Genomic DNA, 22,731 nt, shown 5'->3' with positions numbered 1-22,731 from the left:
CTGGGGGAAGGCATGCGTACTCCATGTGGCTATGGGGCAGGAGGGTGGCAGCGGCATGTGGGTGCTGTGCCGCAGTTCATTGCACTGGCGTGATACGGGGTGGCCTGTCGCCTTCGCTGGTCTGTGGGGCGAAGGCGACAGGCTTGCTACGCCCTGCCCTGCAAGCGGAGTTCCTTAATTCGGGCGTTCATCTCCTGGCGGACGGAGCTGCGGTACTGGTCGTCTTTGAGGAGGTCCTGGCGCATGCCGCTGCCGTTGTCTTCGCGTATCCAGGTGTTGAACTCCTCGATCGCGTCCGAGAGTTTTACGCCCTCGATCTCCCGCTCGAAGCACCAGTCTTCGAGCATGTCGGCTTCTTCGAAGACGCCGGCGTTGGCCTCGTTGAACTTGTGGGTCGCGACCGTCACGCGGCTGAAGTGCTTGACGCGGCGCTGCAGCATCAAGTTGATGCCGCGAGTGGTGAGACAGGCGATGCGAGTGGCCGCCTCGAGCTGCTCCGGGGATACGTGGTAGCAGGAGTCGAAGAAGGCCGCGCACGGCTTCTTCTCACCGTCTGCTCCCGGGAACGGCGCCGGGAGGAACATCCGGTTGAGGAAGCCCTCGTCCCAGGGCCCCTGCTGGCTGCGGCGGACCTCGGCAGTGAGGAGCCTGGGTACGAGCTTGGTGCCCTTACGCAGCGAGCAGGGGTGGTCGAGGATCATGACGGTGCGCTTGGTCGTGCTGCCGTCGGTGTCGAGGACGTCGACGTTCTCGAAGACGTCGCCAGTGAGGATCGGGCGGTCGGGGTTCACTTCGCTGCCGAGCGCTCTGTACAGCTCCTTCGGAGCGTTCGGGCCTTCCATCCTGTCCGACACGTATCACGCGTCCTTGGGGCGAATGGACATCTCGCCGTCGGAGTCGCGGTAGACCTCGAAGACGGAGCTGTAGCGGTCGCGCCAGTCGGGGTCATAGTCGGTGAGGATCTTCTCGCTGTCGCTCTCGTGGCCGTTCGCGTACTCCAGGACCAGGTCGAGTCGGCCCTCAGAGAACAGGTCGATGGGTGTGACGGGCGCGAGCGAGGAGATGGGCATCTCGAACCAGGAGGCGATGTCCTCGACCGGGTAGCACTCGGTGATCATGTCGCAGAGGGCCAGAATGCTGGCGAGGTGCCGGCGGTTCTCACCGGTGATGCCGCCAGATCGGCGCCACTTCTGCACGGCGGGAACACTGACGTCCATCATGCTGGCGATGTGGCGCCAGGCGAAGCCGAGTTCGGCGATCTCTTCGAGGAGGGCCTTGGGGGCCTGGCGGCCGCGCTGGTTGGTGCGGTTCTGCCATTCCTTGAAGGAGAGGTGCTTGTGGTACTCGGCGCTCTTCTCGGCGATCCCTCTTGTGAGGGTCCGGAAGGAGCCAGCTTCCTCGGTGAGCTGCCGGGCCGTGGTTTCGGTGGGCGACTTGGGTTCGGTGAGGATCATGGTTGGTCGGGTGGCCTGGGTGGAGTTCCGGGTCTCAGTGCTCATGGTGCTCACGCAGGACCTCCTCGCGGTATTCGTTGGTGATGAGCTGCTCGAAGAGGCCGTAGGCGCTCAGGGCGGCCGCGTCATAGTGCGGCTCGATATTGGACCAGTCCAGCGTTGGGTTTTCGTCCGCTGGCTCCCAGAAACTGTCGAGGTCGAGAAGGTAGAAGGGGCCGGGAGGCACTGTGACGCGCCTGAGGTCTCCGTCCGGTGCGACGGCGTAGCCGTCGAGGTTGCCGTGGCGGAGGACGACGCCGTTCTGCTGGTCACCGAATACGACCAGCCCTTGCCACGCCTGGGTGAGGCTGTCGTCGTTGATGTGCAGGCCGGAGACGCTGGTCAGGGCAGGGGAGATCCACCTGGTCCAGTCTCCGGAATTCTCGATATCTGCACGGACCTCGTTGATATAGCGCAGCCCGAGCCGCGTGATCCCGTCTGCCTTCGCGACGCTCTGGCGCGCATCCACGGCCTGGCGTAGGAGCTCACGGAGGGCGCTCCTACGCTTGTACGCAGTGGTCTCCACCACGATGGCGTCCTGGCGGTACGTGACTGCAGCCGTGTTGTCCCGGGTCATGAAACGCGGATTGAACAACTGCTGCGCTGCGGGGACGCCAGAGTCCACTGTGACGTTCAGGCCGGCGGCAGCAGGACGCGCCAGGGGGAAAACCTCGCTGAGCTGCTTCTTGAGGGTCAACAGCTCTGCTTCGGTGAGAGGCGGTGCAGTGGTGTGGCGTAGCTCAACCACGGTCAGCGCGAGTGGCGCGTTCGAGTAGATTTTTTGTGACCCCATGAAGGCCAACCTATCGATCGGAAACCCAAACAACAACTCGAATGGCAACCTGGGTGGGGTGCAACGGGGCGCGTTGTGTCGATCTGTTGCGTCGTGAGGCGCGATGCATCTCCCGTGCACGCAATGCGGTGCTGAGAGGATCTGGGCACACAGCGGGGTGCCACCCCGGACTCACGGGGGTGGCGCGCAGACCTGAATGCGGCTACGTCACAGTTCGTCCTTGTGCTCCGGGCAGAACGTGTTCACTGCTGCGCCGACGATGTAGGCGGAGTTCTCGTCGCCGAGTTGTAGCCCCTCCTCGGCCTTCAATGTCACGGCGATGGGGCTGTTGCCGGCGTCGATGGCGTCGCACGCTTTGTGCCCGAAGTCGATCAGCTGAGCGTCGGGGAGCTTGTTGAGCTCGGGGACTTTGGCGCGGGTGGTGACGAGGAAGGCGGTCTCGTCAGTGGTGTGTCGGTGGTTGGACTTGGTGGGGGCGGTCGTCGTCGGCTTCGCGTCCGTTGAGGTGCTGTCGGTCTGGGCGCAGCCGTTAAGGACGAGGATGCCGAGGATGCCGAGTGCTGCGGTGATGGCGCGGGTGTTCATGGACTATCCCCCTGGTGCTGGTGGCTGAGGGGGGCATCATTGCGGGCAGACGGACCGGTGTGAGGTGTTTCGGGGATATTTGCGGCGTGAGGGTGTGGCGCGACAGCGTGCTGTAGGCATGGCACAACCCCGCCGGGATGTCCGACGGGGCCGTCGTCAGCGTGGCGCTCGTGGACTGATCACTCCACGGTAGTCCAATAGGTGACGGCGACCTGCTGCTTCTCCACCTCGGTCGCTTCCACGATGTTGCCGTGCCAGCCGTGGTTCTCGGGCATCTCGCTGTCGACCTCGTAGTCTCCCGTGTCGATCGGGGCTGGTACTCGACGGCGTAGGTGCGGCCGTCATCGGGGGCGCGGAAGATGCAGCGGCGCTGCGTCGTGTCCCTGAGCACGGAGACTTGCTCGTCGGCGAGGATGTTCGTAGTACTCGATCTGGTCCGGTCGTCCGGCGGGACGCACAGGGCGCCAGCTCGGCGACGGTGAAGCTGCGGACGTTCACGATCGCTTCGTTTCCTTCGGGGCGCCCGCGAGGAGCTTGTCCTTGGAGGGAACCAGCCGCCCCGGCTCGCTGGTAGGTGGTCTCGCGGCCCTTCAAGCGCCACCGAAACCCCTGAGAACTCCCTGATCTTCTAGACGATCACTGAGGGCCGCCACCTGCTGTACAGGTGGCGGCCCTCAGTTTCATTGTGGAAGTCAGCGAAACCAGAGGACGAAAACCCAGAATCAGGCGTACGTGTAGAAGCCCGACCCCGTCTTGCGGCCCAGGCGGCCCGCCTCCACCATGCGCTGGAGCAGCGGGGGAGCGGCGTACAGGGGCTCCTTGTACTCCGTGTACATCGAGTTGGCGATCGAGACGATCGTGTCCAGGCCGATGAGGTCGGAGAGCTTGAGGGGGCCCATCGGGTGGGCGCAGCCCATCTCCATGCCGTTGTCGATGTCCTCGCGGCTGGCGATGCCGGACTCGAACATGCGGATCGCGGAGAGGAGGTACGGCACCAGGAGGGCGTTGACCACGAAGCCGGAGCGGTCCTGGGCGCGGATCGCGTGCTTGCCGAGGACCTTCTCGGCGAAGATCTGGGCGCGGCTCAGGGTGCCCTCGGAGGTGGTGAGCGCCGGGATCAGCTCGACCAGGCTCTGCACGGGGGCCGGGTTGAAGAAGTGGATGCCGATCACGTGGTCCGGGCGGGACGTGGCGACCGCCAGCTTCACCAGCGGGATGGAGGAGGTGTTGGAGGCGAGGATCGCGTCCGGGCGGGTCACCACCTGGTCGAGCACGCGGAAGATCTCCGTCTTCACCTGCTCGTTCTCCACGACGGCCTCGATCACCAGATCGCGGTCCGCGAACTCGCCGAGGTCGGTCGTGAAGCTCAGCCGCGCCTGCGTCGCGTCCCGCTCCTCCTCGCTGATCTTGCCGCGCTCGGCGGCCTTCGTCAGGGAGTTGTACAGCCGGGTCCGGCCGATCTCCAAGGCGTCGCCCGTGGTCTCCGCGACCTTCACGTCCAGGCCCGCCCGGGCGCACACCTCCGCGATGCCCGCGCCCATCTGGCCGCAGCCCACGACTCCGACGCGCGAGATGTCTCCGGCTCGGAAGTCCGTCACATCGTCCCCTTCGCTGGTTCTTGACTCTCGCAGGGCCCCCGGAATCGGTGCCTGCTCCGAGCGTGCACGTTACCGCCAAGTATCGATGATCGATCGACGGGGTAGGGGCAAGCCGTACCGTCGGGACGATCCGTCATGGGGCGGTTTCGGAGCGTGTGGGGGTGGACATGGCTATGCGCACGGGGTGCGAGCCGGGGTCCGGGCCGGAGTCCGGGCCCGGGTCCGGTGGCCGCTCGCGGAGGGCGACCGTGTCGCGCAGAGCGTTCACGCTGGGGGCCGTCACCGCCCTCGCGGCGGCCCGGGGCGCCCAGTCGGCCCAGGCCCAAGTGCCGCACACCCGCCCCGAGATGCGCGGCGTCTGGCTCGCCACCGTCGCCAACCGCGACTGGCCCTCCCGCCCCGGCCTGCCGCCCGACGAGCAGCGCGCGGAGCTGACCGCCCACCTCGACCGGGCCGTCCGCGACCGCCTCAACACCGTGATCTTCCAGGTGCGCCCCACCGCCGACGCCCTGTGGCCCTCGCCGTACGAGCCCTGGTCCGCGTACCTGACCGGCACCCAGGGCGCCGACCCCGGCTGGAACCCGCTGGCCACCGCCGTACAGGAGGCCCACGCGCGCGGCCTGGAACTGCACGCCTGGTTCAACCCGTACCGCGTCGCCAACCACACCGACCCCACCCGCCTGGTCCCCTGGCACCCGGCCCGCACCCACCCCGACTGGACCGTCGCCTACGGCGGCAAGCTCTACTACAACCCGGGCCTGCCGGAGGTCCGCCGCTTCGTCCAGAAGGCCATGCTCGACGCCGTAGCCCGCTACCCCGTCGACGCCGTGCACTTCGACGACTACTTCTATCCGTACCCGGTGGCCGGGGAGACCTTCGACGACGACGCGGCGTACGCGGCCCACGGCGCGGGCTTCCCCACCCGCGCCGACTGGCGCCGCGCCAACATCGACCAGCTGATCCGCGAGACGGCGGCGGGCATCCGGCGCGTACGCCCCGGCACCCGGTTCGGCATCAGCCCCTTCGGGGTGTGGCGCAACGCCGCGACCGACCCGCGCGGCTCGGACACCACGGCGGGCGTGCAGACGTACGACGACCTGTGCGCGGACACCAGAAAGTGGGTGCGCGAGGGCTGGATCGACTACCTCGTGCCGCAGGTGTACTGGAACATCGGCTTCGAGGCCGCCGACTACGCGAAGCTCGTCGACTGGTGGGCGCGGCAGGCCGACGGCAGCCGCACCCGGCTGTACATCGGTGAGGCCCTGTACAAGGCGGGTGCCGCAGGACAGCCCGCGGCCTGGCAGGACCCGGCGGAGCTGTCCCGGCATCTCACGCTGGCGGCGCGGTGTCCGCAGGTGCGTGGTCATGTCTTCTTCGCCGCCCAGGACGTGGCCCGCGACCCCCTGGGGGCGATGGCACGGGTCGTCGCCGACCACTACCGGTGGCCGGCGAGACCCCCGCGCTGACCCCGTTGCCGTTCGCCTGTCTCGGCGCGGCTGGTCCTCGGCTGCTCGACTCGGCTACGTCGACTCGTCCTCGTGGTGCTGGACCTGGCAGTCCGGCCCGGGAGACATGATGGCCTCGTGTCCGTCCTCGAAGCGGACGCGGTAGGGCGGTTCGCCCTCCTCGCCGATCACTTCCACCACTTCCGAGACCTGGTCGTGCTGTCCGACCACTCTCCCGTGCTGGACAAGGTGGTCCCCCTTGTGCGCACGCATCTCAGGACCCTCCTCACGGTCATGACCGTTGGGTGACGGCGATGCATACGAGCACGGCGAGCGCGGTCAGCGGAGCCGCCGCGGTGACGTGCTCGCCCAGTAGCAGTGCCGACCACACCAGTGTGAGCAGCGGCTGAGCCAACTGCAACTGGCTGGCCCGGGGGATGCCCACCGCCGCCATGCCCCGGTACCAGAGCACCAGGCCGAGGAACTGCGAGCCCAGCGCGACCCAGAGCAGCCCGGCCACCCCGTGCGCGGTGAGCCGTACCGGCTCGTGCCCGAGCGCGAGTGCCGCGCCGAGCGCGCTCAGCGGCAGACAGAGCACCAGCGCCCAGGCGATGACCTGCCAGCCGGGCATGACCCGGGCCAGCCTGCCGCCCTCGGTGTATCCGGCCGCGCAGATCAGCAGGGCCGCGAAGAGGTAGGCGTCCGCCCTGGTCAGGGCGCCGCCGCTCTGGGTGATCGTGAACGCGACCACCGCCGCGGCGCCCGCCAGCGCCGCCGTCCAGAACCGGCGCGAGGGCCGCGCCCCGACGCGCAGCGCGGACATCGCGGCGGTCGTCAGCGGCAGCAGGCCCACGACGACGGCCGCGTGCGCGGTGGTGGAGGTCCGCAGCGCGAGCGTGCTCAGCAGCGGGAAGCCGAGCACCGTACCGGCCCCGACCGCCGCGAGCCCCGGCAGATGGCGCCGGGCGGGCAACGGCACCCGCAGGGCCAGCAGACAGCCGCCCGCGACCAGTGCCGCGAGGACGCCCCGGATCGCCGTGAGCGACCAGGGGCCGAAGCTCTCCAGGCCCCAGGCGGTGGCGGGGAAGGTGAGGGAGAAGGCGACGACACCGAGGGCCGCCAGACCGCTGCCCAGGAGCCGGGGCTCGCGCGGCGGGGCGGGGACCGTTATCGGGGTCGTGGTGGTAGCGCTACTCTGTGCTCTCATGAACGAGCGTAGCAGTGTGCGCGAACTGGCGGAACGGCTGCGGCGGGAGCTGAACCGCTACTCACCGGGCGAGAAGCTGCCGTCGAGCCGGGCCCTCGTCGAACGCTTTCGGGTGAGCCCGGTGACCGTCTCGCGGGCGCTCGCCCAGCTCGCCGCCGAGGGGCTGGTCGTCACCCGGCCCGGCGCCGGTGCCTTCCGGGCCCGCCCGCGCACCACGGCCCCGCCCGCCGGGGACACCTCGTGGCAGGAGGTCGCGCTCAGCGCCGATGGCACCGGCGATGTCGTCCCCCGCACCGTGGACGCCTCCGGCGTCATGATCTCGCTGCCCGCGCCGCCGCCCGGCGTCCTGGAGCTGAGCGGCGGCTACCCGCACCCCGGCCTCCAGCCCGAGCAGGCCATGGCCGCGGCCCTCGCCCGCGCCGGACGGCGCCCCGGCGCCTGGGGCCGCCCGCCGCTGGAGGGGCTGCCCGAGCTGCGCGAGTGGTTCGCGCGCGGCATCGGCGGCTCCGTCACCGCCGCGGAGGTGCTGATCGCGGCGGGCGGCCAGTCCGCCCTTGCCACCGCGCTGCGCGCGCTCGCCCCGGCCGGTACCCCCGTCCTCGTCGAGTCGCCCACCTACCCCGGGATGCTGGACCTCGCCCGCGCCGCCGGGCTCAGGCCCGTACCGGTGCCGGTCGACCGCGACGGCGTACGCCCCGACCTGCTCGCCGACGCCTTCCGCGCCACCGGCGCCCGCGTCTTCGTCTGCCAGCCGCTCTTCCAGAACCCCACCGGCGCCGTCCTCGCCCCCGACCGCCGCGCCGAGGTGCTGCGCATCGCCCGCGCCTCGGGCGCCTTCGTCATCGAGGACGACTACGTACGCCGCCTCGCGCACGCCGACGCGCCCCCGCTGCCCCGCCCGCTCGCGGCCGACGACCCGGACGGCGTCGTCGTCCACGTCGGCTCGCTCACCAAGGCGACCTCGCCCAGCTTCCGGGTGGCCGCCCTCGCCGCACGCGGCCCGGTCCTCGAACGGCTGCGCGCCATCCAGGTCGTGGACAGCTTCTTCGTGCCCCGGCCGCTCCAGGAGGCGGCCCTCGAACTCGTCGGCTCCCCGGCCTGGTCGCGCCATCTGCGGTCGCTGTCGGCCGAGTTGGCGGTCCGCCGGGAGACGATGACCGGCGCGCTCGCCCTCCAGCTTCCCGAACTCACCGTGCCGCACATCCCGTTCGGCGGCTTCCATCTCTGGCTGCGGCTGCCCGAGGGCGTCACGGAAGCGGCCCTGATCGGCGCCGCCCTGCGTGCGGGCGTCTCCGTCACCCCCGGCCGCGCCTACTTCAGCGCCGAGCCCCCGGCACCCCACATCCGGCTGAGCTTCGCGGCGGTCGCCGGGACGGGGGAGATCACGGAGGGGGTACGGCGGTTGCGGGCCGCGTACGACGAAGTGCGGTGAAGCCCGACAAGTCCCTTGATTTTTTTGGGAGTTGACGTCCGGCGCGGCGGTGTTTTCCGGTCACTCCGGATGAGCCGGGGCTGATCGCCCTTGACCGGTACCCGTCCTGGGCCCACCATCGGCCCATGCCACTTCGGGTGACGTTCGTCGCGGCTGCCCACGGTTCCCCGTCGTACGCCGAGCGCTTCGGGGACGACCGGCCGCTGGACCAGGCGGGCTGGGACGAGGTGCAGCGGATGGTCGGGTACCTGCTCCCGCTGGCCGCGGCCGAGCTGCGCTACTGCTCCCCGACCCCGCGCGCCCGCGCCACCGGCGACGCCCTCGGGTACGCCCCGCTGGTCCAACTCGCCCTGCGCGACTGCGACATGGGCCGCTGGCGCGGACTGACCCTGGGCGAGGCGATGGCACGCGAACCGCAGGCGGTGGACGCCTGGCTGACCGACCCGCGCTCCGCACCGCACGGCGGCGAGTCCCTGCTGGCCTTCATCTCCCGGGTCGGCGGCTGGCTCGACACCCGGCCGGTGGACGAGTACGGCCGGATCGTCGCCGTGGCCGAGCCCGCCGTGATCCGCGCGGCCCTGGTGTACGCGCTGAAGGCGCCGCCCGCGACCTACTGGAACATCGACGTACGCCCGCTGTCGGCCACCACCGTCGTCGGCGGCTCGGGCCGCTGGAACCTCCAGCTGGACGGGGTGTCCGCGCAGCCCTCGCACACGTGAGTACCGGGGCGGTCAGCCTTCGCGCACGTAATCCGTGGTCAGCACCAGGTCCTTCGCCGGACCGCCCACCCGCCACACCGAGCGCCAGTGGTCGGCGTCGGTGACGGTGAACTCGCCCCGGTAGAAGTCGGCGGAGCAGGGGTGCCCGGCGACGTCATGCCCCGTCCGCAGATCCAGCGCGTGGAAGGGGCGCCCGTCCGCGAACCGTACGTCCGCCGTGCCGGGCTCCTGCCCGGGCAGGAAACGCAGCGTGCGGGTCGCGGGCCGGGCCACGCCCTGCCAGGTGAATTCCCCGGACTCCTCGTGCAGCAGCCCGGGTGCGCCGTCCGGCAGCGGCGCGAAGACGGTGGTGCCCTCGAAACGGCCGGTCTCCCCGCTCGCGAGGTCCCGCACCTCACGGGTGACGCGCCAGCGCCCGGCGAGATGGGCCAGGGTGTCGGGGACGGAGTGGGGGCCCTTCGCGACGGGATGGTGGCCCTTCGCGACGGGGTCCTGGTTCTTCACGTGGCCCTCTTTCCCGGCCCGTCGGGCGAGCCGACCGGCTTCTTCCGCCGGGCCTGCGCCGTGACCTCGTGATACGCGACGTGACTGGTGGCCCGGAACGCCTCCTCGTACGCGGCGAGCACGGCTCCGGCACCTCCGCCGCCCCGTCGCCGTACGAACCGGGCGAGCAGGGTCAGCGCGCCCAGCACGACGACCAGCCCACCGCACAGGACCAGGTACGGCACCCACACATCCATGCCCCGAGCTTACGGGCGCCCGTCCCCGGCGCTCCGGCCCGCCTCCTCCACCGGCAGCCACAGCTCGCAGTCGGCCTCGCTGCCGTCCGGGCCGGGACGGACCCGCAGGATCTCCGGGCCGGGACGGCCGGCGTACGGGTTGGACGGGAACCACTGCGTGAACACGTCCCGCCACAGCAGCTGGACCGCGTCCGGCAGGGGCCCCGAGACGCCGAACACGGCCCAGGTACCGGCCGGGACGGCCAGGGTCGCGAGGTGACCGGGCGCGGGCGCCGAGGTGATCACCCCGTGGTAGTAGTCAAGCTCCGTGCCCTCGGCCCGGCTCGGGTCCAGGTCGTCGCAGACCGCGACGATCCCCTCCGGCTCCTGGTCCGACAGCTTCGCCAGCCGCGCCAGCTCCTCCTTGTCGATCCCCCGGACGAAGTCCATGATCGCCCGGTTCGGCCCCTGGTGCACCAACGGCACCCTGGCCTTGAACCCGACGACGCCGAACTCCGGCTTCTCCTCGATCCGGTGTCGCATGTCACCACTCCCTTCGATCACGAGACGGAAGGACATCCGGGGCTGCGAACTGAGCGTCGCGCCGGTCCGCCGGGCCTCACCCGGCCCGACCCCGTGCATCGCCCGGAACGCCCGCGCGAACGCCTCGCCCGAGCCGTAGCCGTACCGCAGGGCGATGTCGAGCAGCGTCTCCCGCCCCGCGACCACCTCCGCCGCGGCGAGCGTGAGCCGTCTGCGCCGTACGTACTCGGACAACGGCATCCCCGCGAGCGCGGAGAACATCCGCCGCAGGTGATACACGGAGGTGGCCGCGACCCGCGCCAACTCCTCCACGTCCACGCTCCCGTCGAGCCCCTGCTCGATCCGGTCCATCACATGATTGAGCCGCTCCAGCACGCGCCGGTCCCTTCCTTCTGACATCACCGACGGTAGGCGGGGCGGGGGAGGCCGGGCCCGACTATCGGTGCCCGATGATGTCGGGTGGGACGCCGACCGGGCCGGCCGTTGCCGACGACTCCGCGTGGGGGTCATACCCGTCGGTACCGACTCATTGCATAAACGTGCAGCGCTACGTATAGTCATGCCAATGAAGGAGGCTGACATGACCGTGCGCGTAGCTGTCGCCGGGGCCAGTGGGTATGCCGGGGGAGAGGTGCTGCGGCTGCTGCTCGGGCATCCGGGGGTCGAGATCGGGGCTGTGACGGCGCACGGGAATGCCGGGCAGCGGCTGGGAGCGCTGCAGCCGCAGCTCGTGCCGCTCGCCGGGCGGGTGCTGGAGGAGACCAGTGCCGACACGCTCGCCGGGCACGATGTCGTGTTCCTCGCGCTGCCGCACGGGCAGTCCGCCGCCGTCGCCGAGCAGCTCGGGCCGGATGTGCTCGTGATCGACATGGGCGCCGACTTCCGGCTGAAGGACGCCGGGGACTGGGAGCGGTTCTACGGGAGCCCGCACGCCGGTACCTGGCCGTACGGCCTGCCCGAACTGCCGGGTGCCCGCGCCGCGTTGGAGGGGTCCAAGCGCGTCGCGGTGCCCGGCTGCTACCCGACGGCCGTCTCACTCGCGCTGTTCCCGGCGTACGCCGCCGGACTCGTCGAGCCCGAGGCCGTGATCGTCGCCGCCTCCGGCACCTCGGGCGCGGGCAAGGCGCCCAAGGCGCATCTGCTCGGCAGCGAGGTCATGGGGTCCATGGCGCCGTACGGCGTGGGGGGCGGCCACCGGCACACCCCGGAGATGATCCAGAACCTCGGCGCGGCGGCCGGACAGCGCGTCTCCGTCTCGTTCACGCCTACCCTCGCGCCCATGCCACGCGGCATCCTCGCCACGTGCAGTGCGAAGGCGGGTTTGGGGGTGGACGCCCAGGCGGTGCGCGCCGCCTACGAGAAGGCGTACGCCGACGAGCCGTTCGTGCATCTGCTCCCCGAGGGGCAGTGGCCCGCGACCGGCTCCGTCACCGGCTCCAACACCGTCCAGGTGCAGGTCGCGTACGACCCCGACGCCCACCGCGTCATCGCGATCAGCGCCCTCGACAACCTGACCAAGGGCACCGCGGGCGGTGCCGTACAGAGCATGAACATCGCCCTCGGGCTCGACGAGACCACCGGGCTTTCCACGATCGGAGTCGCGCCTTGAGCGTCACAGCGGCCAAGGGATTCACCGCGGCGGGCATCGCCGCCGGGATCAAGGACAACGGCAACCCCGACCTGGCCCTCGTGGTCAACACCGGCCCCCGCCGAGCCGCCGCCGGAGTCTTCACCGCCAACCGCGTGAAGGCCGCCCCGGTGCTGTGGTCGGAGCAGGTGATCAAGAGCGGCGAGGTCTCCGTCGTCGTCCTCAACTCCGGTGGCGCCAACGCCTGTACGGGCCCGAAGGGCTTCCAGGACACCCATGCCACCGCCGAGAAGGCCGCCGAGGTCCTGGGGCGCGGCGCGATCGAGGTCGCCGTCTGCTCGACCGGGCTGATCGGCGTCCACCTCCCGATGGACAAGCTGCTGCCCGGCATCGGGACGGCCGCCGCCGCCCTGAGCGAGCACGGCGGCGAGAAGGCCGCCATCGCGATCAAGACCACCGACACCCACCACAAGACCGCCGTGGTCGACGGTGACGGCTGGACCGTCGGCGGCATGGCCAAGGGCGCCGGAATGCTCGCCCCCGGCCTCGCCACCATGCTCGTCGTCCTCACCACCGACGCCGACGTGGACAGCGAAGGACTCGACACGGCCCTGCGCGCCGCCACCAAGGTCACCTTCGACCGGGTCGACTCCGACGGCTGCATGTCCACCAACGACACCGTCCTGCTGCTGGCCTCCGGCGCCTCCGGCGTCACCCCGGGCCAGGAGGAGTTCACCGAGGCCGTCCGCGCGGTCTGCGAGGACCTGGGCCGTCAGCTCATCGGGGACGCCGAGGGCGCCAGCAAGGACATCAAGGTGGAGGTGATCAACGCGGCCACCGAGGAGGACGCCGTCGAGGTCGGCCGCTCCATCGCCCGCAACAACCTCCTCAAGTGCGCCCTCCACGGCGAGGACCCCAACTGGGGCCGCGTCCTGTCCGCCATCGGCACCACCCAGGCCGCCTTCGACCCCGACCTGCTCAACGTCGCCATCAACGACGTCTGGGTCTGCAAGAACGGCTCGGTCGGCGAGGACCGCGACCTGGTCGACATGCGCTACCGCGAGGTGCACATCGTCGCCGACCTCGCCGCGGGCACCGAGAGCGCCACCATCTGGACCAACGACCTGACCGCGGACTACGTCCACGAGAACAGCGCGTACAGCTCATGAGCAGCCCGACGCGGAAGCACACCGCGCTCCCCAAGGCCCGCATCCTCGTGGAGGCGCTGCCCTGGCTCACCCGGCACCACGGCAAGACCGTCGTCATCAAGTTCGGCGGCAACGCCATGGTCGACGAGGAGCTGAAGGCCGCCTTCGCCCAGGACGTCGTCTTCCTGCGCCACGCCGGGCTCAAGCCGGTCGTCGTGCACGGCGGCGGCCCGCAGATCAGCGCCGCGTTCGACAAGCACGGCATCGTCAGCGAGTTCAAGGCCGGGCTCCGGGTCACCACCGAGGAGGCCATGGACGTCGTACGGATGGTGCTCGCGGGCCAGGTCCAGCGCGAACTGGTCGGCCTGCTCAACGCGCACGGCCCGCTCGCCGTCGGCCTCACCGGCGAGGACGCCCACACCATCACCGCGACCCGCCACCAGCCCCGCATCGACGGCGAGTTGGTGGACATCGGGCGCGTCGGCGAGATCACCGAGATCGACACCGGCGCCATCGAGGCCCTGCTCGCGGACGGCCGCATCCCGGTCGTCTCCTCCATCGCCCGCTCCGAGGACGACGGTCATGTCTACAACGTCAATGCTGATACGGCGGCTGCGGCACTCGCTGCTGCGCTGGGCGCCGAAACCCTCATGGTCCTCACCGACGTCGAGGGCCTTTACGAGGACTGGCCGCGCTCCGACGAGGTGATCAGCCGCCTCACCGCCACCCAGCTGGAGAAACTGCTGCCCGAACTCTCCTCGGGCATGGTGCCCAAGATGGAGGGCTGCCTCTACGCCGTACGCAACGGCGTGACCACGGCCCGCGTCATCGACGGCCGGGTCCAGCACTCCATCCTGCTGGAGATCTTCACGGACGAGGGCATCGGCACCATGGTCGTGCCCGACGATGAGCCGGACACCTCGGGGGAGTCATGAGCGACACGAGCACCGTCAACAATGAGGAACTGACCGCCCGTTGGCAGGGCGCCCTCATGAACAACTACGGCACCCCGCGCCTGCCCCTGGTGCGCGGCGAGGGCACCGCCGTGTGGGACGCCGACGGCACGCGGTATCTCGACTTCGTCGGCGGTATCGCGGTCAACGCCCTCGGCCACGCCCACCCCGCGATCGTGGCGGCCGTCAGCACGCAGATCGCGTCCCTCGGCCATGTCTCCAACCTCTTCGTGGCCGAGCCGCCCGTCGCCCTCGCCGAACGCCTGCTGCGCCTGTTCGGGCGCGACGGCAAGGTCTTCTTCTGCAACTCCGGCGCCGAGGCCAACGAGGCCGCCCTCAAGATCGGCCGGTTGACCGGGCGCACCCACATGGTCGCGACCACCGGCGGCTTCCACGGCCGCACCATGGGCGCCCTCGCGCTCACCGGACAGCCCGGCAAACAGGCCCCGTTCCTGCCGCTGCCCGGCGAGGTCACCCACGTGCCCTACGGCGACGCCCGCGCCCTCGCCGACGCCGTCACCGACGAGACCGCCCTGGTGATCATCGAGCCGATCCAGGGCGAGAACGGCGTCGTGGTCCCGCCGCCCGGCTATCTCAAGGCCGCCCGCGCCATCACCGCCGCCACCGGCGCCCTCCTGGTCCTGGACGAGGTGCAGACCGGCGTCGGCCGCACCGGCGACTGGTTCGCCTACCAGGCCCACGACGGCGTCCTCCCCGATGTCGTCACCCTCGCCAAGGGCCTGGGCGGCGGACTCCCGCTCGGCGCCACGATCGCCTTCGGACGCGCCGCCGACCTGCTCCAGCCCGGCCAGCACGGCACCACCTTCGGCGGCAACCCGGTCGCCTGCGCCGCCGGACTCGCCGTGCTCGACACCATCGAGGCCGAGGGACTGCTCGCCAGCGTCAAGCGGCAGAGCGAGAACCTGCGCCAGGGAATCGAGGCGCTGGGCCACCCGCTGGTCGACCATGTACGGGGCGCGGGCCTCCTGCTGGGTATCGTGCTCACCGGACCGTACGCGGCGCAGGCGCAGGCGGCGGCCCAGGAAGCCGGGTTCCTGGTGAACGCGCCCGCCCCCGACGTCGTACGGCTCATGCCCCCGCTGAACCTGCGCGACGACGAGGCGAACGCCTTCCTCCAGGCCCTTCCCGGCATCCTCGACGCAAGCCGAGAGGACGGACGAGCCGGAGAATGAGACGACGATGAGCCAGGCGCAGGACCACGGACAGGCGGGCGGTGCCGGGCCCGCGGTGCCGCAGACCCGCACCGCCCGCCACCGCCGGATCGTGGACATCCTCAACCGGCAGCCGGTGCGCTCGCAGAGCCAGCTCGCCAAACTGCTCGCCGACGACGGGCTGAGCGTCACCCAGGCGACGCTCTCCCGCGATCTGGACGAGCTGAACGCGGTCAAGATCCGCAACACCGACGGCGACCTGATCTATGCGGTGCCCAGCGAGGGCGGCTTCCGCACCCCGCGCGCGCCGCTCGGGGAGTCCGCCAAGGAGGAGCGGATGCGGCGCCTGTCCCAGGAGCTGCTGATCTCCGCGGAGGCGTCCGCCAACCTCGTGGTGCTGCGCACCCCGCCCGGCGCGGCCCAGTTCCTCGCCTCGGCCATTGACCAGGCCGAACTGCAGGACATCCTCGGCACCATCGCCGGGGACGACACCCTGCTGCTCATCAGCCGCCACCCCACCGGCGGCCAGGCGCTCGCCGACCATCTGCTGCGGCTGGCCCAGAACGGCCAGTGACGGCCCTCGACCGGCCCTGACGGCTGGCCGTACGGCGAAGGGGCGTACCGGAGTCTCACCACTCCCGTACGCCCCCTGCCGGGTGCGCCGCGTAGGCGCGATACGGCGGCCGTCAGCCGAGCCGCGTCGCCAGCCCCCCGGTACAGCGCACCTCGTCCCCCGCGGTGATGAGTAAGCCCTCCACGTCCGGCAGCGACTCCAGCCAGGCGAGCCCTTCGCGCGAGCCCATCGCGAAGGCGGCCGTGGCCCAGCAGTCCGTCCAGGTCAGCCGGGGCCCCACCACCGTCACCGCGACCAGGTCGGTCACCGCCGACTTCCCGGTGCTCGGGTCCACGATGTGCGTGCCCCGCTCGGCCGTCCCCGAGGTCGCCACGGACAGCTCCTCCGCCCCGGCCGCCGAGATCACCGCCGCCAGCCCGCCCGGCCGCAGCGGATCGGCCACGCCCACCCGCCACGCCCGCCCCGGCTCCGGGGCGCCGCACATCTGCACGTCACCACCGCCGTTCACACTGACCCCGCGCACCCCGTCCACGGCCGCAAGGGCCCGCGCCGCCCGCTCGGCGGACCAGCCCTTGACGATGCCGGTCGGGTCGAGCGAGCCCCGGTAGCGCGGGCTGAACCAGCCCTCGCTCACCCGCTCCGCCTCGGCCGCGAGGTCCAGCACCTCGGCGACCTCCGGCGCACACTGGTCCACCGTCAGCTCGCCCCGGGCCAGCCGGGAGACCTCGCTGTCCTCGCGGTAGGTGCTGAACAGCGCGTCCACCCGGTGCAGGCCCGCGACCGCCTCGTCCAGCGCCGCGCGCACCGCGTCCGCCTCGCCGCCGCGCACGTCGAAGGAGAACACGGTCCCCATGACCTCCTCCGCGTGCCGCACCGCGGAGTCCTTCGCCCGCTCGGCCACTTGCTCAGCCACCGGCCTGGTCCAGCGCGGACTGGAGCGACTTCTTGTACCCGGTGCTGGTGTAGGTGGCCCCGGACACCGAGTCGATGTCGGCGTTCCCGGCCGCCACGGCCGCCTGGTTGAGCTTCGGTACGGCCAGCGCGGTCTTCTGGTCGCTCTCGCCGCCCTTGGGCGCCTGGACCGCCTCGGCCCGGGTGATCTTCTTCCCGCTGACCGTGATCCGCACCTGGACGGCGCCGTACGGCGTCTGCGCGGCCTTGCCGGTGACGGTACGGGGAGCGGCGGCCTCGGCCGAACCGGAGCCGCCGGAACCCGGCTTGGAGCTGGAGCCCGTACTGGACCCCGGAGCGGGCGCCGCCGCCTTCGCCTTGTCCAGCGCCGACTGGAGCGACTTCTTGTACCCCGCGCTCGTGTACGTCGCCCCCGACACCGAGTCGATGTCCGCGCTCTGGGCGACCACGGCCGCCTGGTTGAGCTTGGGCACGGCGAGCGCGGTCTTCTGGTCGCTCTCGCCGCCCTTGGGCGCCTGCACCGCCTCCGCCCTGGTGATCTTCCCGCCGCGCACGGTCAGCCGCACCTGCACGGCCCCGTACTGCGTCTGGGCCACGGCCCCGGTCACCGTCCCGTCGGCACGCGCCTGCTCCGCGCCGCCCTGCGGCGACTCCTGCGCCGCCGCCGTCTGCTGCGGGGCCGCGCCCGCCGCCGACGCCGAGGCCGGATCGGAGGCGGGCTTCAGCGACAGCAGCAGTACGACACCGGACACGGTCGCGGCGGTGGCCAGCACGACCCGCCGAATCGGGTGGCTCTTCCTCATGTCTTCCAGGGCTCCAGGTCTTGTGCGAACGGTCTTCGGTGAGCGCCGCTCACATCTCGAACGACTCGTGGTGGATACGGCGGGCGGGCACCCCGGCGCCGCGCAGCGCCTCGTACACCGACTGCGCGAAACCGGGCGGACCGCACATGAAGACGTCGTGGTGATCGATGTCGGGGATCTTGCGCTGAAGGTTCTCCGCCGAGATGTCCGGGCGCCGCCCCTCCGGGCTGTTCACCGCGTACATCAGCCGGGCGCCCCGCTCCTCCGCGATGGCCGCCAGCTCGTCCCACAGGGCCAGGTCCTGCGTGGTGTTGGCCCGGTAGAGCAGCGTGATGTCACCGGCCGCGCCTGGCAGCGTCTCGAACAGCGCGCGCATCGGCGTGATGCCCACCCCGCCCGCGACCAGCAGCACCTTGCCCCGGCTGCGCCGCTGCGCGGTGAGCGCGCCGTACGGCCCCTCCGCCCACACCCGCGTGCCCGGCGTCAGCTCGCGCAGCCGCGCGCTGTGGTCGCCGATCGCCTTCACGGTGATCCGCAGCATCCCCGGGCGGGGCGCCGCCGACAGGGAGTACGGGTGCGAGCTGAACCGCATTCCAGGGGCCAGGAACCGCCAGCGGAAGAACTGGCCCGCCTGCGCGCCCATCCGGTGCAGCTTGCGGCCCGAGATCAGCACCGACACGATGCCCGGCGACTCCTCGATCACCGCCTCCACCCGCATCCGGTGCCGCAGGTTCAGCCGGATCGGCACCAGGACGCGGTACCAGAGCACCAGCGCGGTCACCGCGCCGTAGAGGACGTACCAGAAGGTCTTCGCCATCGGTTCCACGGCGAAGTCGTTGCCGGTGGTGATCTGGTGCCAGAACGTCAGGAACACGGCCGCGTACGTCAGCAGATGCACGTGGTACCAGGTGTCGTACGGCAGCCTGCGCCGCACCACTCCGATGGACGACAGGCCGATCACCACGAACAGGCCGGTGCCGATGGCCGCCTTGCCCATGTCGGGCAGCTGGTTCACCGAGTCGATCGTCTGCTGGACGATGTCCCCGAGGGACTTGCCCGCCTGGAGCGCGTACCCCCACATGATGAGGAAGACGTGCGCGAGGACCAGGCTGAGCGTGTAGCGCCCGCTCATCGCGTGCCAGCGGGCCACCCGGTCCGAGCCGACCCGGCGCTCCAGGGCGGGTACGCGCGCCATCTGGAGCACGACCAGCGCCATCAGGTACCCGGCGAGCAGCCCGGTGATCCGGCCCGCGTTCAGGATCCGGCCGGCGTTGTCCGCGATGGACGGCGTGTTGTGCCACCAGAGCCACAACACGGCCACCGCCCCGGCCCACACCGCGAGCAGCAGCGGGACAGCCGGTGAGCGGCGCGGGCGGATGCGGCGCATCGTCTGGCGGCGGGCGGCACGTCCGCCCGCAAGCGTGGTGGTCACGGTTCCTCCGTGGGGACTTGACCCTTGGCCCACACATACGCGCGATGCGCCCGGAGTGTTCAGTGGTGCGCGGTGATGTCTTCAGGCCGTGGACGGAGGCAGCGGCAGGGGCAGTCCCGGCAGGCCGTCGATGCTCGTGGCGATGTGGTCCTTCCTGGCGAAGTACGCGCTCAGCGAGGCGTCGTCCTCGCGGGCGAAGCGCTTGGCGTGCAGCTCGCGGTCCGCCTCGTAGGCCAGGTACGGGACGGCGTAGCCGCAGGAGTCGCGGACCAGGTCCGCGTGGACGACGATGACGGCCCGCAGGCCGTGCTGGGTGGGGTCGATGTCCGGGAACGAGGTGAGGAGCCCGGGGAAGCGGGGGTCGTCGCGGAGGACGGCGTCGCCCCGGCCGTGGACGCGGACGATGTTCGGCGGGCCCTGGAAGGCGCACCACATCAGGGTGATCCGGCCGTTCTCGCGCAGGTGGGCGATGGTCTCCGCGTGGGAGCCCGCGAAGTCGAGATAGGCCACCGTGAGGTCGTCCAGGACGGCGAAGGAGCCCCTCAGGCCCTTGGGGGAGAGGTTGACCGTGCCGTCGCCGGACAGCGGCGCGGTCGCCGTGAAGAAGAGGGGCTGGTCCTCGATGAATCTCCGCAGCCTGCCGTCGATGCGCTCATATGTCTTTCCCATGCCCGGTGCCTACCCGCGCGCCGCGATTGACGAATCATGCGGAGTTCTGCATACTCATGCATAACAGCGAATGCACGTGAGGAGAAACCCGTGACCGAGCGCGTCGTACTCGCCTACTCAGGCGGACTGGACACCTCCGTCGCCATCGGCTGGATCGCCGAGGAGACGGGCGCCGAGGTCATCGCCGTAGCGGTGGACGTCGGCCAGGGCGGCGAGGACCTGGACGTCATCCGCAAGCGCGCCCTCGCGTGCGGTGCGGTGGAGGCCGAAGTGGCCGACGCCAAGGACGAGTTCGCCGAGGAGTACTGCCTCCCGGCGATCAAGGCGAACGCCCTCTACATGGACCGGTACCCGCTGGTCTCGGCCCTGTCGCGGCCGACCATCGTCAAGCACCTCGTGGCCGCCGCCCAGAAGCACGGCGCCACCACGGTCGCCCACGGCTGCACCGGCAAGGGCAACGACCAGGTCCGCTTCGAGGCCGGCATCGTCGCCCTCGCCCCCGACCTGAAGTGCATCGCCCCGGTCCGTGACTACGCGATGACCCGCGACAAGGCGATCGCCTTCTGCGAGGCGAAGAACCTCCCGATCGCGACCACCAAGAAGTCCCCGTACTCCATCGACCAGAACGTCTTCGGACGCGCGGTCGAGACGGGCTTCCTGGAGGACATCTGGAACGCCCCGATCGAGGACATCTACGAGTACACCTCCAACCCGGCCGAGCCCCGCGAGGCCGACGAGGTCGTCATCACCTTCGAGCGCGGCGTCCCGGTCGCCGTCGACGGCCGCCCGGTCACCGTCCTCCAGGCCATCCAGCAGCTCAACGAGCGCGCGGGCGCCCAGGGCATCGGCCGGATCGACATGGTCGAAGACCGCCTCGTCGGCATCAAGTCCCGCGAGGTGTACGAGGCTCCGGGCGCCATCGCCCTGATCACCGCCCACCAGGAGCTGGAGAACGTCACCGTCGAGCGCGAACTCGCCCGCTACAAGCGGCAGGTGGAGCAGCGCTGGGGCGAACTGGTCTACGACGGCCAGTGGTTCTCCCCGCTCAAGCGCGCCCTGGACGGCTTCATCGCCGAGGCCAACGAGCACGTCTCCGGCGACATCCGCATGACCCTGCACGGCGGTCGCGCCGTCGTCACCGGCCGCCGGTCCCAGTCGTCGCTGTACGACTTCAACCTCGCCACCTACGACACCGGCGACTCCTTCGACCAGGCCGCGGCCAAGGGCTTCATCGACATCTACAGCCTGTCGTCGAAGATCGCGGCCAAGCGGGACCTGGCGTAAGCGACCTCGCGCAAGAAGCGTCGTTAAAAGGACAGCAGTAGAACGACCGCCTCCTCGCCTGCCAGGGTGGGGAGGCGGTCGTACACCCAGCCACACCCGAGGAGCAACGCAGTGAGCAGCAACAGCGGTGACGTACGGCTCTGGGGCGGCCGTTTCGCCGACGGTCCCGCCGAGGCCCTGGCGAAGCTGTCCGCGTCCGTCCACTTCGACTGGCGGCTCGCCCCCTACGACATCGCGGGCTCCCGCGCCCACGCGCGCGTGCTGCACACCGCGGGCCTGCTCACCGAGGACGAGCTGACCCGGATGCTCGCGGGGCTCGACCAGCTGGAGGCGGACGTCGCCGACGGCTCCTTCGTGGGCACCATCGCCGACGAGGACGTGCACACCGCCCTGGAGCGCGGTCTCCTCGAACGTCTCGGCCCCGACCTCGGCGGCAAGCTGCGCGCGGGCCGCTCCCGCAACGACCAGGTCGCCACCCTCTTCCGGATGTATCTGCGCGACCACGCCCGGATCATCGGCGGTCTGATCGCGGACCTCCAGGACGCCCTGATCGGCCTGGCCGAGGCCCACCCGGACGTGGCCATGCCCGGCCGCACCCACCTCCAGCACGCCCAGCCGGTGCTCTTCGCCCACCATGTGCTGGCCCACGTCCAGTCCCTGTCCCGGGACGCCGAGCGGCTGCGCCAGTGGGACGCGCGCACGGCCGTCTCGCCGTACGGCTCCGGCGCGCTGGCCGGGTCCTCCCTGGGCCTGGACCCGGAGGCGGTCGCCCGCGACCTCGGCTTCGAGCACGGCAGCGTGGGCAACTCGATCGACGGCACGGCCTCGCGGGACTTCGTCGCGGAGTTCGCCTTCATCACCGCGATGATCGGGGTGAACCTCTCCCGGATCGCCGAGGAGATCATCATCTGGAACACGAAGGAGTTCTCCTTCGTCACCCTGCACGACGCGTTCTCCACCGGTTCCTCGATCATGCCGCAGAAGAAGAACCCGGACATCGCGGAGCTGGCGCGCGGCAAGTCCGGCCGCCTCATCGGCAACCTGACCGGCCTGCTGGCCACGCTCAAGGCCCTCCCGCTCGCCTACAACCGCGACCTCCAGGAGGACAAGGAGCCCGTCTTCGACTCCTGCGACCAGCTCGAGGTCCTGCTCCCCGCCTTCACCGGCATGATCGCCACCCTCACCGTGCACCGCGAGCGCCTGGAGGAGCTGGCCCCGGCCGGGTTCTCCCTCGCCACCGACATCGCGGAATGGCTGGTCAAGCAGGGCGTCCCGTTCCGCGTCGCCCACGAGGTCGCGGGGGAGTGCGTGAAGACCGCCGAGGCCGAGGGCAAGGAACTGGACGACCTCACGGACGAACAGTTCGCCAAGATCTCCCCCCACCTCACCCCCGAGGTCCGCACGGTCCTGAACGTCCCGGGCGCCCTGGCGTCCCGCAAGGGGCGAGGGGGAACGGCCCCGAGCGCGGTGGCGATCCAACTGGCGGAACTGAAGACGGATGTGAAGTCACAGCACGATTGGGCGACGCCGTAGTCAGTTGGTGAGGGGCGCGGGGAACCGCGCGACAAGCCACGACGAGCCCGCAGACGCCCAAGAGCCGAACCACTCGAGCTCTTGGGCGCACCGGCTACGTTGGTGTCGCAGTCGACGGAAACGGAGCCC

General features: G+C 70.9%; 24 protein-coding genes. 10 read left to right on the top strand and 14 right to left on the bottom strand.

All coding sequences use genetic code 11. The features are described 5' to 3' along the window. Positions 1-146: 146 nt before the first annotated feature. The 5 genes from B079_RS0127710 to B079_RS0127685 all read right to left on the bottom strand — a co-directional run bounded on the left by B079_RS0127710 (position 147) and on the right by B079_RS0127685 (position 4,469). Positions 147-854 carry a hypothetical protein gene (locus tag B079_RS0127710; protein WP_158685057.1) on the bottom strand — a complete coding sequence of 236 codons (708 nt, stop codon included), beginning with the start codon at positions 852-854 and terminating at the stop codon, positions 147-149. A gap of 3 nt (positions 855-857) precedes the next feature. Beyond that, positions 858-1,499 (bottom strand): hypothetical protein, encoded by a 642-nt coding sequence (locus B079_RS0127705; RefSeq protein ID WP_234016885.1) that lies wholly within the window; start codon positions 1,497-1,499, stop codon positions 858-860. Continuing rightward, the gene (locus tag B079_RS0127700) at positions 1,489-2,334 is read right to left on the bottom strand and encodes a TIGR04255 family protein (protein WP_234016884.1); all 846 of its coding nucleotides are present in this window, start codon (positions 2,332-2,334) and stop codon (positions 1,489-1,491) included. Before B079_RS0127700 ends, B079_RS0127705 begins: the two co-directional genes overlap by 11 nt. A gap of 159 nt (positions 2,335-2,493) precedes the next feature. After that, positions 2,494-2,871, bottom strand: coding sequence for a DUF732 domain-containing protein (locus tag B079_RS0127695; protein ID WP_018549103.1), 378 nt, complete (start codon positions 2,869-2,871; stop codon positions 2,494-2,496). 722 nt (positions 2,872-3,593) lie between these two features. Further along, positions 3,594-4,469 (bottom strand): 3-hydroxybutyryl-CoA dehydrogenase, encoded by an 876-nt coding sequence (locus tag B079_RS0127685; RefSeq protein ID WP_018549101.1) that lies wholly within the window; start codon positions 4,467-4,469, stop codon positions 3,594-3,596. Positions 4,470-4,717: 248 nt separating this feature from the next. On the opposite strand from B079_RS0127685, the gene B079_RS0127680 reads away from it, so the two are divergent. Next, positions 4,718-5,935, top strand: a complete 1,218-nt coding sequence (locus tag B079_RS0127680) for a glycoside hydrolase family 10 protein (protein WP_018549100.1) — start codon at positions 4,718-4,720, stop codon at positions 5,933-5,935. Positions 5,936-5,989: 54 nt separating this feature from the next. On the opposite strand, the gene B079_RS0127675 is transcribed toward B079_RS0127680, so the two are convergent. Together B079_RS0127675 and B079_RS0127670 are read right to left on the bottom strand one after the other, a co-directional pair. Then, the gene (locus tag B079_RS0127675; RefSeq protein ID WP_018549099.1) at positions 5,990-6,187 is read right to left on the bottom strand and encodes a DUF1918 domain-containing protein; all 198 of its coding nucleotides are present in this window, start codon (positions 6,185-6,187) and stop codon (positions 5,990-5,992) included. 19 nt (positions 6,188-6,206) lie between these two features. Then, on the bottom strand, positions 6,207-7,121 hold the full coding sequence (locus B079_RS0127670; RefSeq protein WP_018549098.1) for a DMT family transporter: 915 nt from the start codon (positions 7,119-7,121) through the stop codon (positions 6,207-6,209). On the opposite strand from B079_RS0127670, the gene B079_RS0127665 reads away from it, so the two are divergent. Continuing rightward, entirely contained in the window at positions 7,120-8,553 is a 1,434-nt protein-coding gene (locus B079_RS0127665) for a PLP-dependent aminotransferase family protein (protein WP_199779978.1), read from the top strand. The genes B079_RS0127670 and B079_RS0127665 overlap by 2 nt on opposite strands. Positions 8,554-8,678: 125 nt before the next feature. Then, the gene (locus B079_RS0127660) at positions 8,679-9,272 is read left to right on the top strand and encodes a histidine phosphatase family protein (RefSeq protein ID WP_018549096.1); all 594 of its coding nucleotides are present in this window, start codon (positions 8,679-8,681) and stop codon (positions 9,270-9,272) included. Positions 9,273-9,284: 12 nt separating this feature from the next. Here the strand turns inward: B079_RS0127660 and B079_RS0127655 are convergent, their stop codons facing one another. Genes B079_RS0127655 through B079_RS0127645 form a run of 3 tightly spaced genes read right to left on the bottom strand, consistent with a single transcriptional unit; the run spans position 9,285 to position 10,909 of the window. Continuing rightward, the gene (locus B079_RS0127655; protein ID WP_018549095.1) at positions 9,285-9,776 is read right to left on the bottom strand and encodes a DUF6314 family protein; all 492 of its coding nucleotides are present in this window, start codon (positions 9,774-9,776) and stop codon (positions 9,285-9,287) included. After that, positions 9,773-10,012 carry a hypothetical protein gene (locus B079_RS32860; protein WP_018549094.1) on the bottom strand — a complete coding sequence of 80 codons (240 nt, stop codon included), beginning with the start codon at positions 10,010-10,012 and terminating at the stop codon, positions 9,773-9,775. Before B079_RS32860 ends, B079_RS0127655 begins: the two co-directional genes overlap by 4 nt. A 9-nt stretch (positions 10,013-10,021) precedes the next feature. Continuing rightward, on the bottom strand, positions 10,022-10,909 hold the full coding sequence (locus B079_RS0127645) for an AraC family transcriptional regulator (protein WP_018549093.1): 888 nt from the start codon (positions 10,907-10,909) through the stop codon (positions 10,022-10,024). A 205-nt stretch (positions 10,910-11,114) separates the two neighbouring features. Between B079_RS0127645 and argC the strand changes: the two genes are divergently transcribed. From argC to B079_RS0127620, 5 genes are read left to right on the top strand one after another with little or no spacing between them, the layout of a single operon-like run. Then, entirely contained in the window at positions 11,115-12,143 is a 1,029-nt protein-coding gene (argC, locus tag B079_RS0127640) for an N-acetyl-gamma-glutamyl-phosphate reductase (protein ID WP_026249141.1), read from the top strand. After that, positions 12,140-13,291, top strand: coding sequence for a bifunctional glutamate N-acetyltransferase/amino-acid acetyltransferase ArgJ (argJ, locus tag B079_RS0127635; protein WP_018549091.1), 1,152 nt, complete (start codon positions 12,140-12,142; stop codon positions 13,289-13,291). Before argC ends, argJ begins: the two co-directional genes overlap by 4 nt. Then, positions 13,288-14,205 carry an acetylglutamate kinase gene (gene argB, locus B079_RS0127630; RefSeq protein WP_018549090.1) on the top strand — a complete coding sequence of 306 codons (918 nt, stop codon included), beginning with the start codon at positions 13,288-13,290 and terminating at the stop codon, positions 14,203-14,205. The genes argJ and argB overlap by 4 nt, the downstream gene beginning before the upstream one ends. Next, the gene (locus tag B079_RS0127625; RefSeq protein ID WP_018549089.1) at positions 14,202-15,416 is read left to right on the top strand and encodes an acetylornithine transaminase; all 1,215 of its coding nucleotides are present in this window, start codon (positions 14,202-14,204) and stop codon (positions 15,414-15,416) included. The genes argB and B079_RS0127625 overlap by 4 nt, the downstream gene beginning before the upstream one ends. Positions 15,417-15,423: 7 nt before the next feature. Next, the gene (locus B079_RS0127620) at positions 15,424-15,969 is read left to right on the top strand and encodes an arginine repressor (RefSeq protein ID WP_018549088.1); all 546 of its coding nucleotides are present in this window, start codon (positions 15,424-15,426) and stop codon (positions 15,967-15,969) included. A gap of 112 nt (positions 15,970-16,081) precedes the next feature. Here the strand turns inward: B079_RS0127620 and B079_RS0127615 are convergent, their stop codons facing one another. The 4 genes from B079_RS0127615 to B079_RS0127600 all read right to left on the bottom strand — a co-directional run bounded on the left by B079_RS0127615 (position 16,082) and on the right by B079_RS0127600 (position 19,785). Beyond that, a complete protein-coding gene (locus B079_RS0127615; protein WP_051095337.1) occupies positions 16,082-16,822 on the bottom strand; it encodes an FAD:protein FMN transferase in 741 nt (246 codons plus the stop codon). Between the two features lie 52 nt (positions 16,823-16,874). After that, positions 16,875-17,684, bottom strand: coding sequence for an FMN-binding protein (locus B079_RS0127610; RefSeq protein ID WP_078496107.1), 810 nt, complete (start codon positions 17,682-17,684; stop codon positions 16,875-16,877). A 49-nt stretch (positions 17,685-17,733) separates the two neighbouring features. Next, positions 17,734-19,116 carry a ferric reductase-like transmembrane domain-containing protein gene (locus B079_RS0127605; protein WP_018549085.1) on the bottom strand — a complete coding sequence of 461 codons (1,383 nt, stop codon included), beginning with the start codon at positions 19,114-19,116 and terminating at the stop codon, positions 17,734-17,736. Between the two features lie 81 nt (positions 19,117-19,197). Beyond that, positions 19,198-19,785 (bottom strand): pyridoxamine 5'-phosphate oxidase family protein, encoded by a 588-nt coding sequence (locus B079_RS0127600; RefSeq protein WP_018549084.1) that lies wholly within the window; start codon positions 19,783-19,785, stop codon positions 19,198-19,200. A 90-nt stretch (positions 19,786-19,875) separates the two neighbouring features. Here B079_RS0127600 and B079_RS0127595 point away from each other — a divergent pair, with 90 nt between their 5' ends. Then, entirely contained in the window at positions 19,876-21,069 is a 1,194-nt protein-coding gene (locus tag B079_RS0127595) for an argininosuccinate synthase (RefSeq protein ID WP_018549083.1), read from the top strand. A gap of 111 nt (positions 21,070-21,180) precedes the next feature. Beyond that, a complete protein-coding gene (argH, locus tag B079_RS0127590; RefSeq protein ID WP_018549082.1) occupies positions 21,181-22,602 on the top strand; it encodes an argininosuccinate lyase in 1,422 nt (473 codons plus the stop codon). The last annotated feature ends 129 nt before the right edge of the window (positions 22,603-22,731 follow it).

The organism is Streptomyces sp. LaPpAH-108, assembly GCF_000373625.1.
Lineage (GTDB): Bacteria > Actinomycetota > Actinomycetes > Streptomycetales > Streptomycetaceae > Streptomyces.
This window is presented reverse-complemented; position numbering and strand designations above follow the sequence as displayed.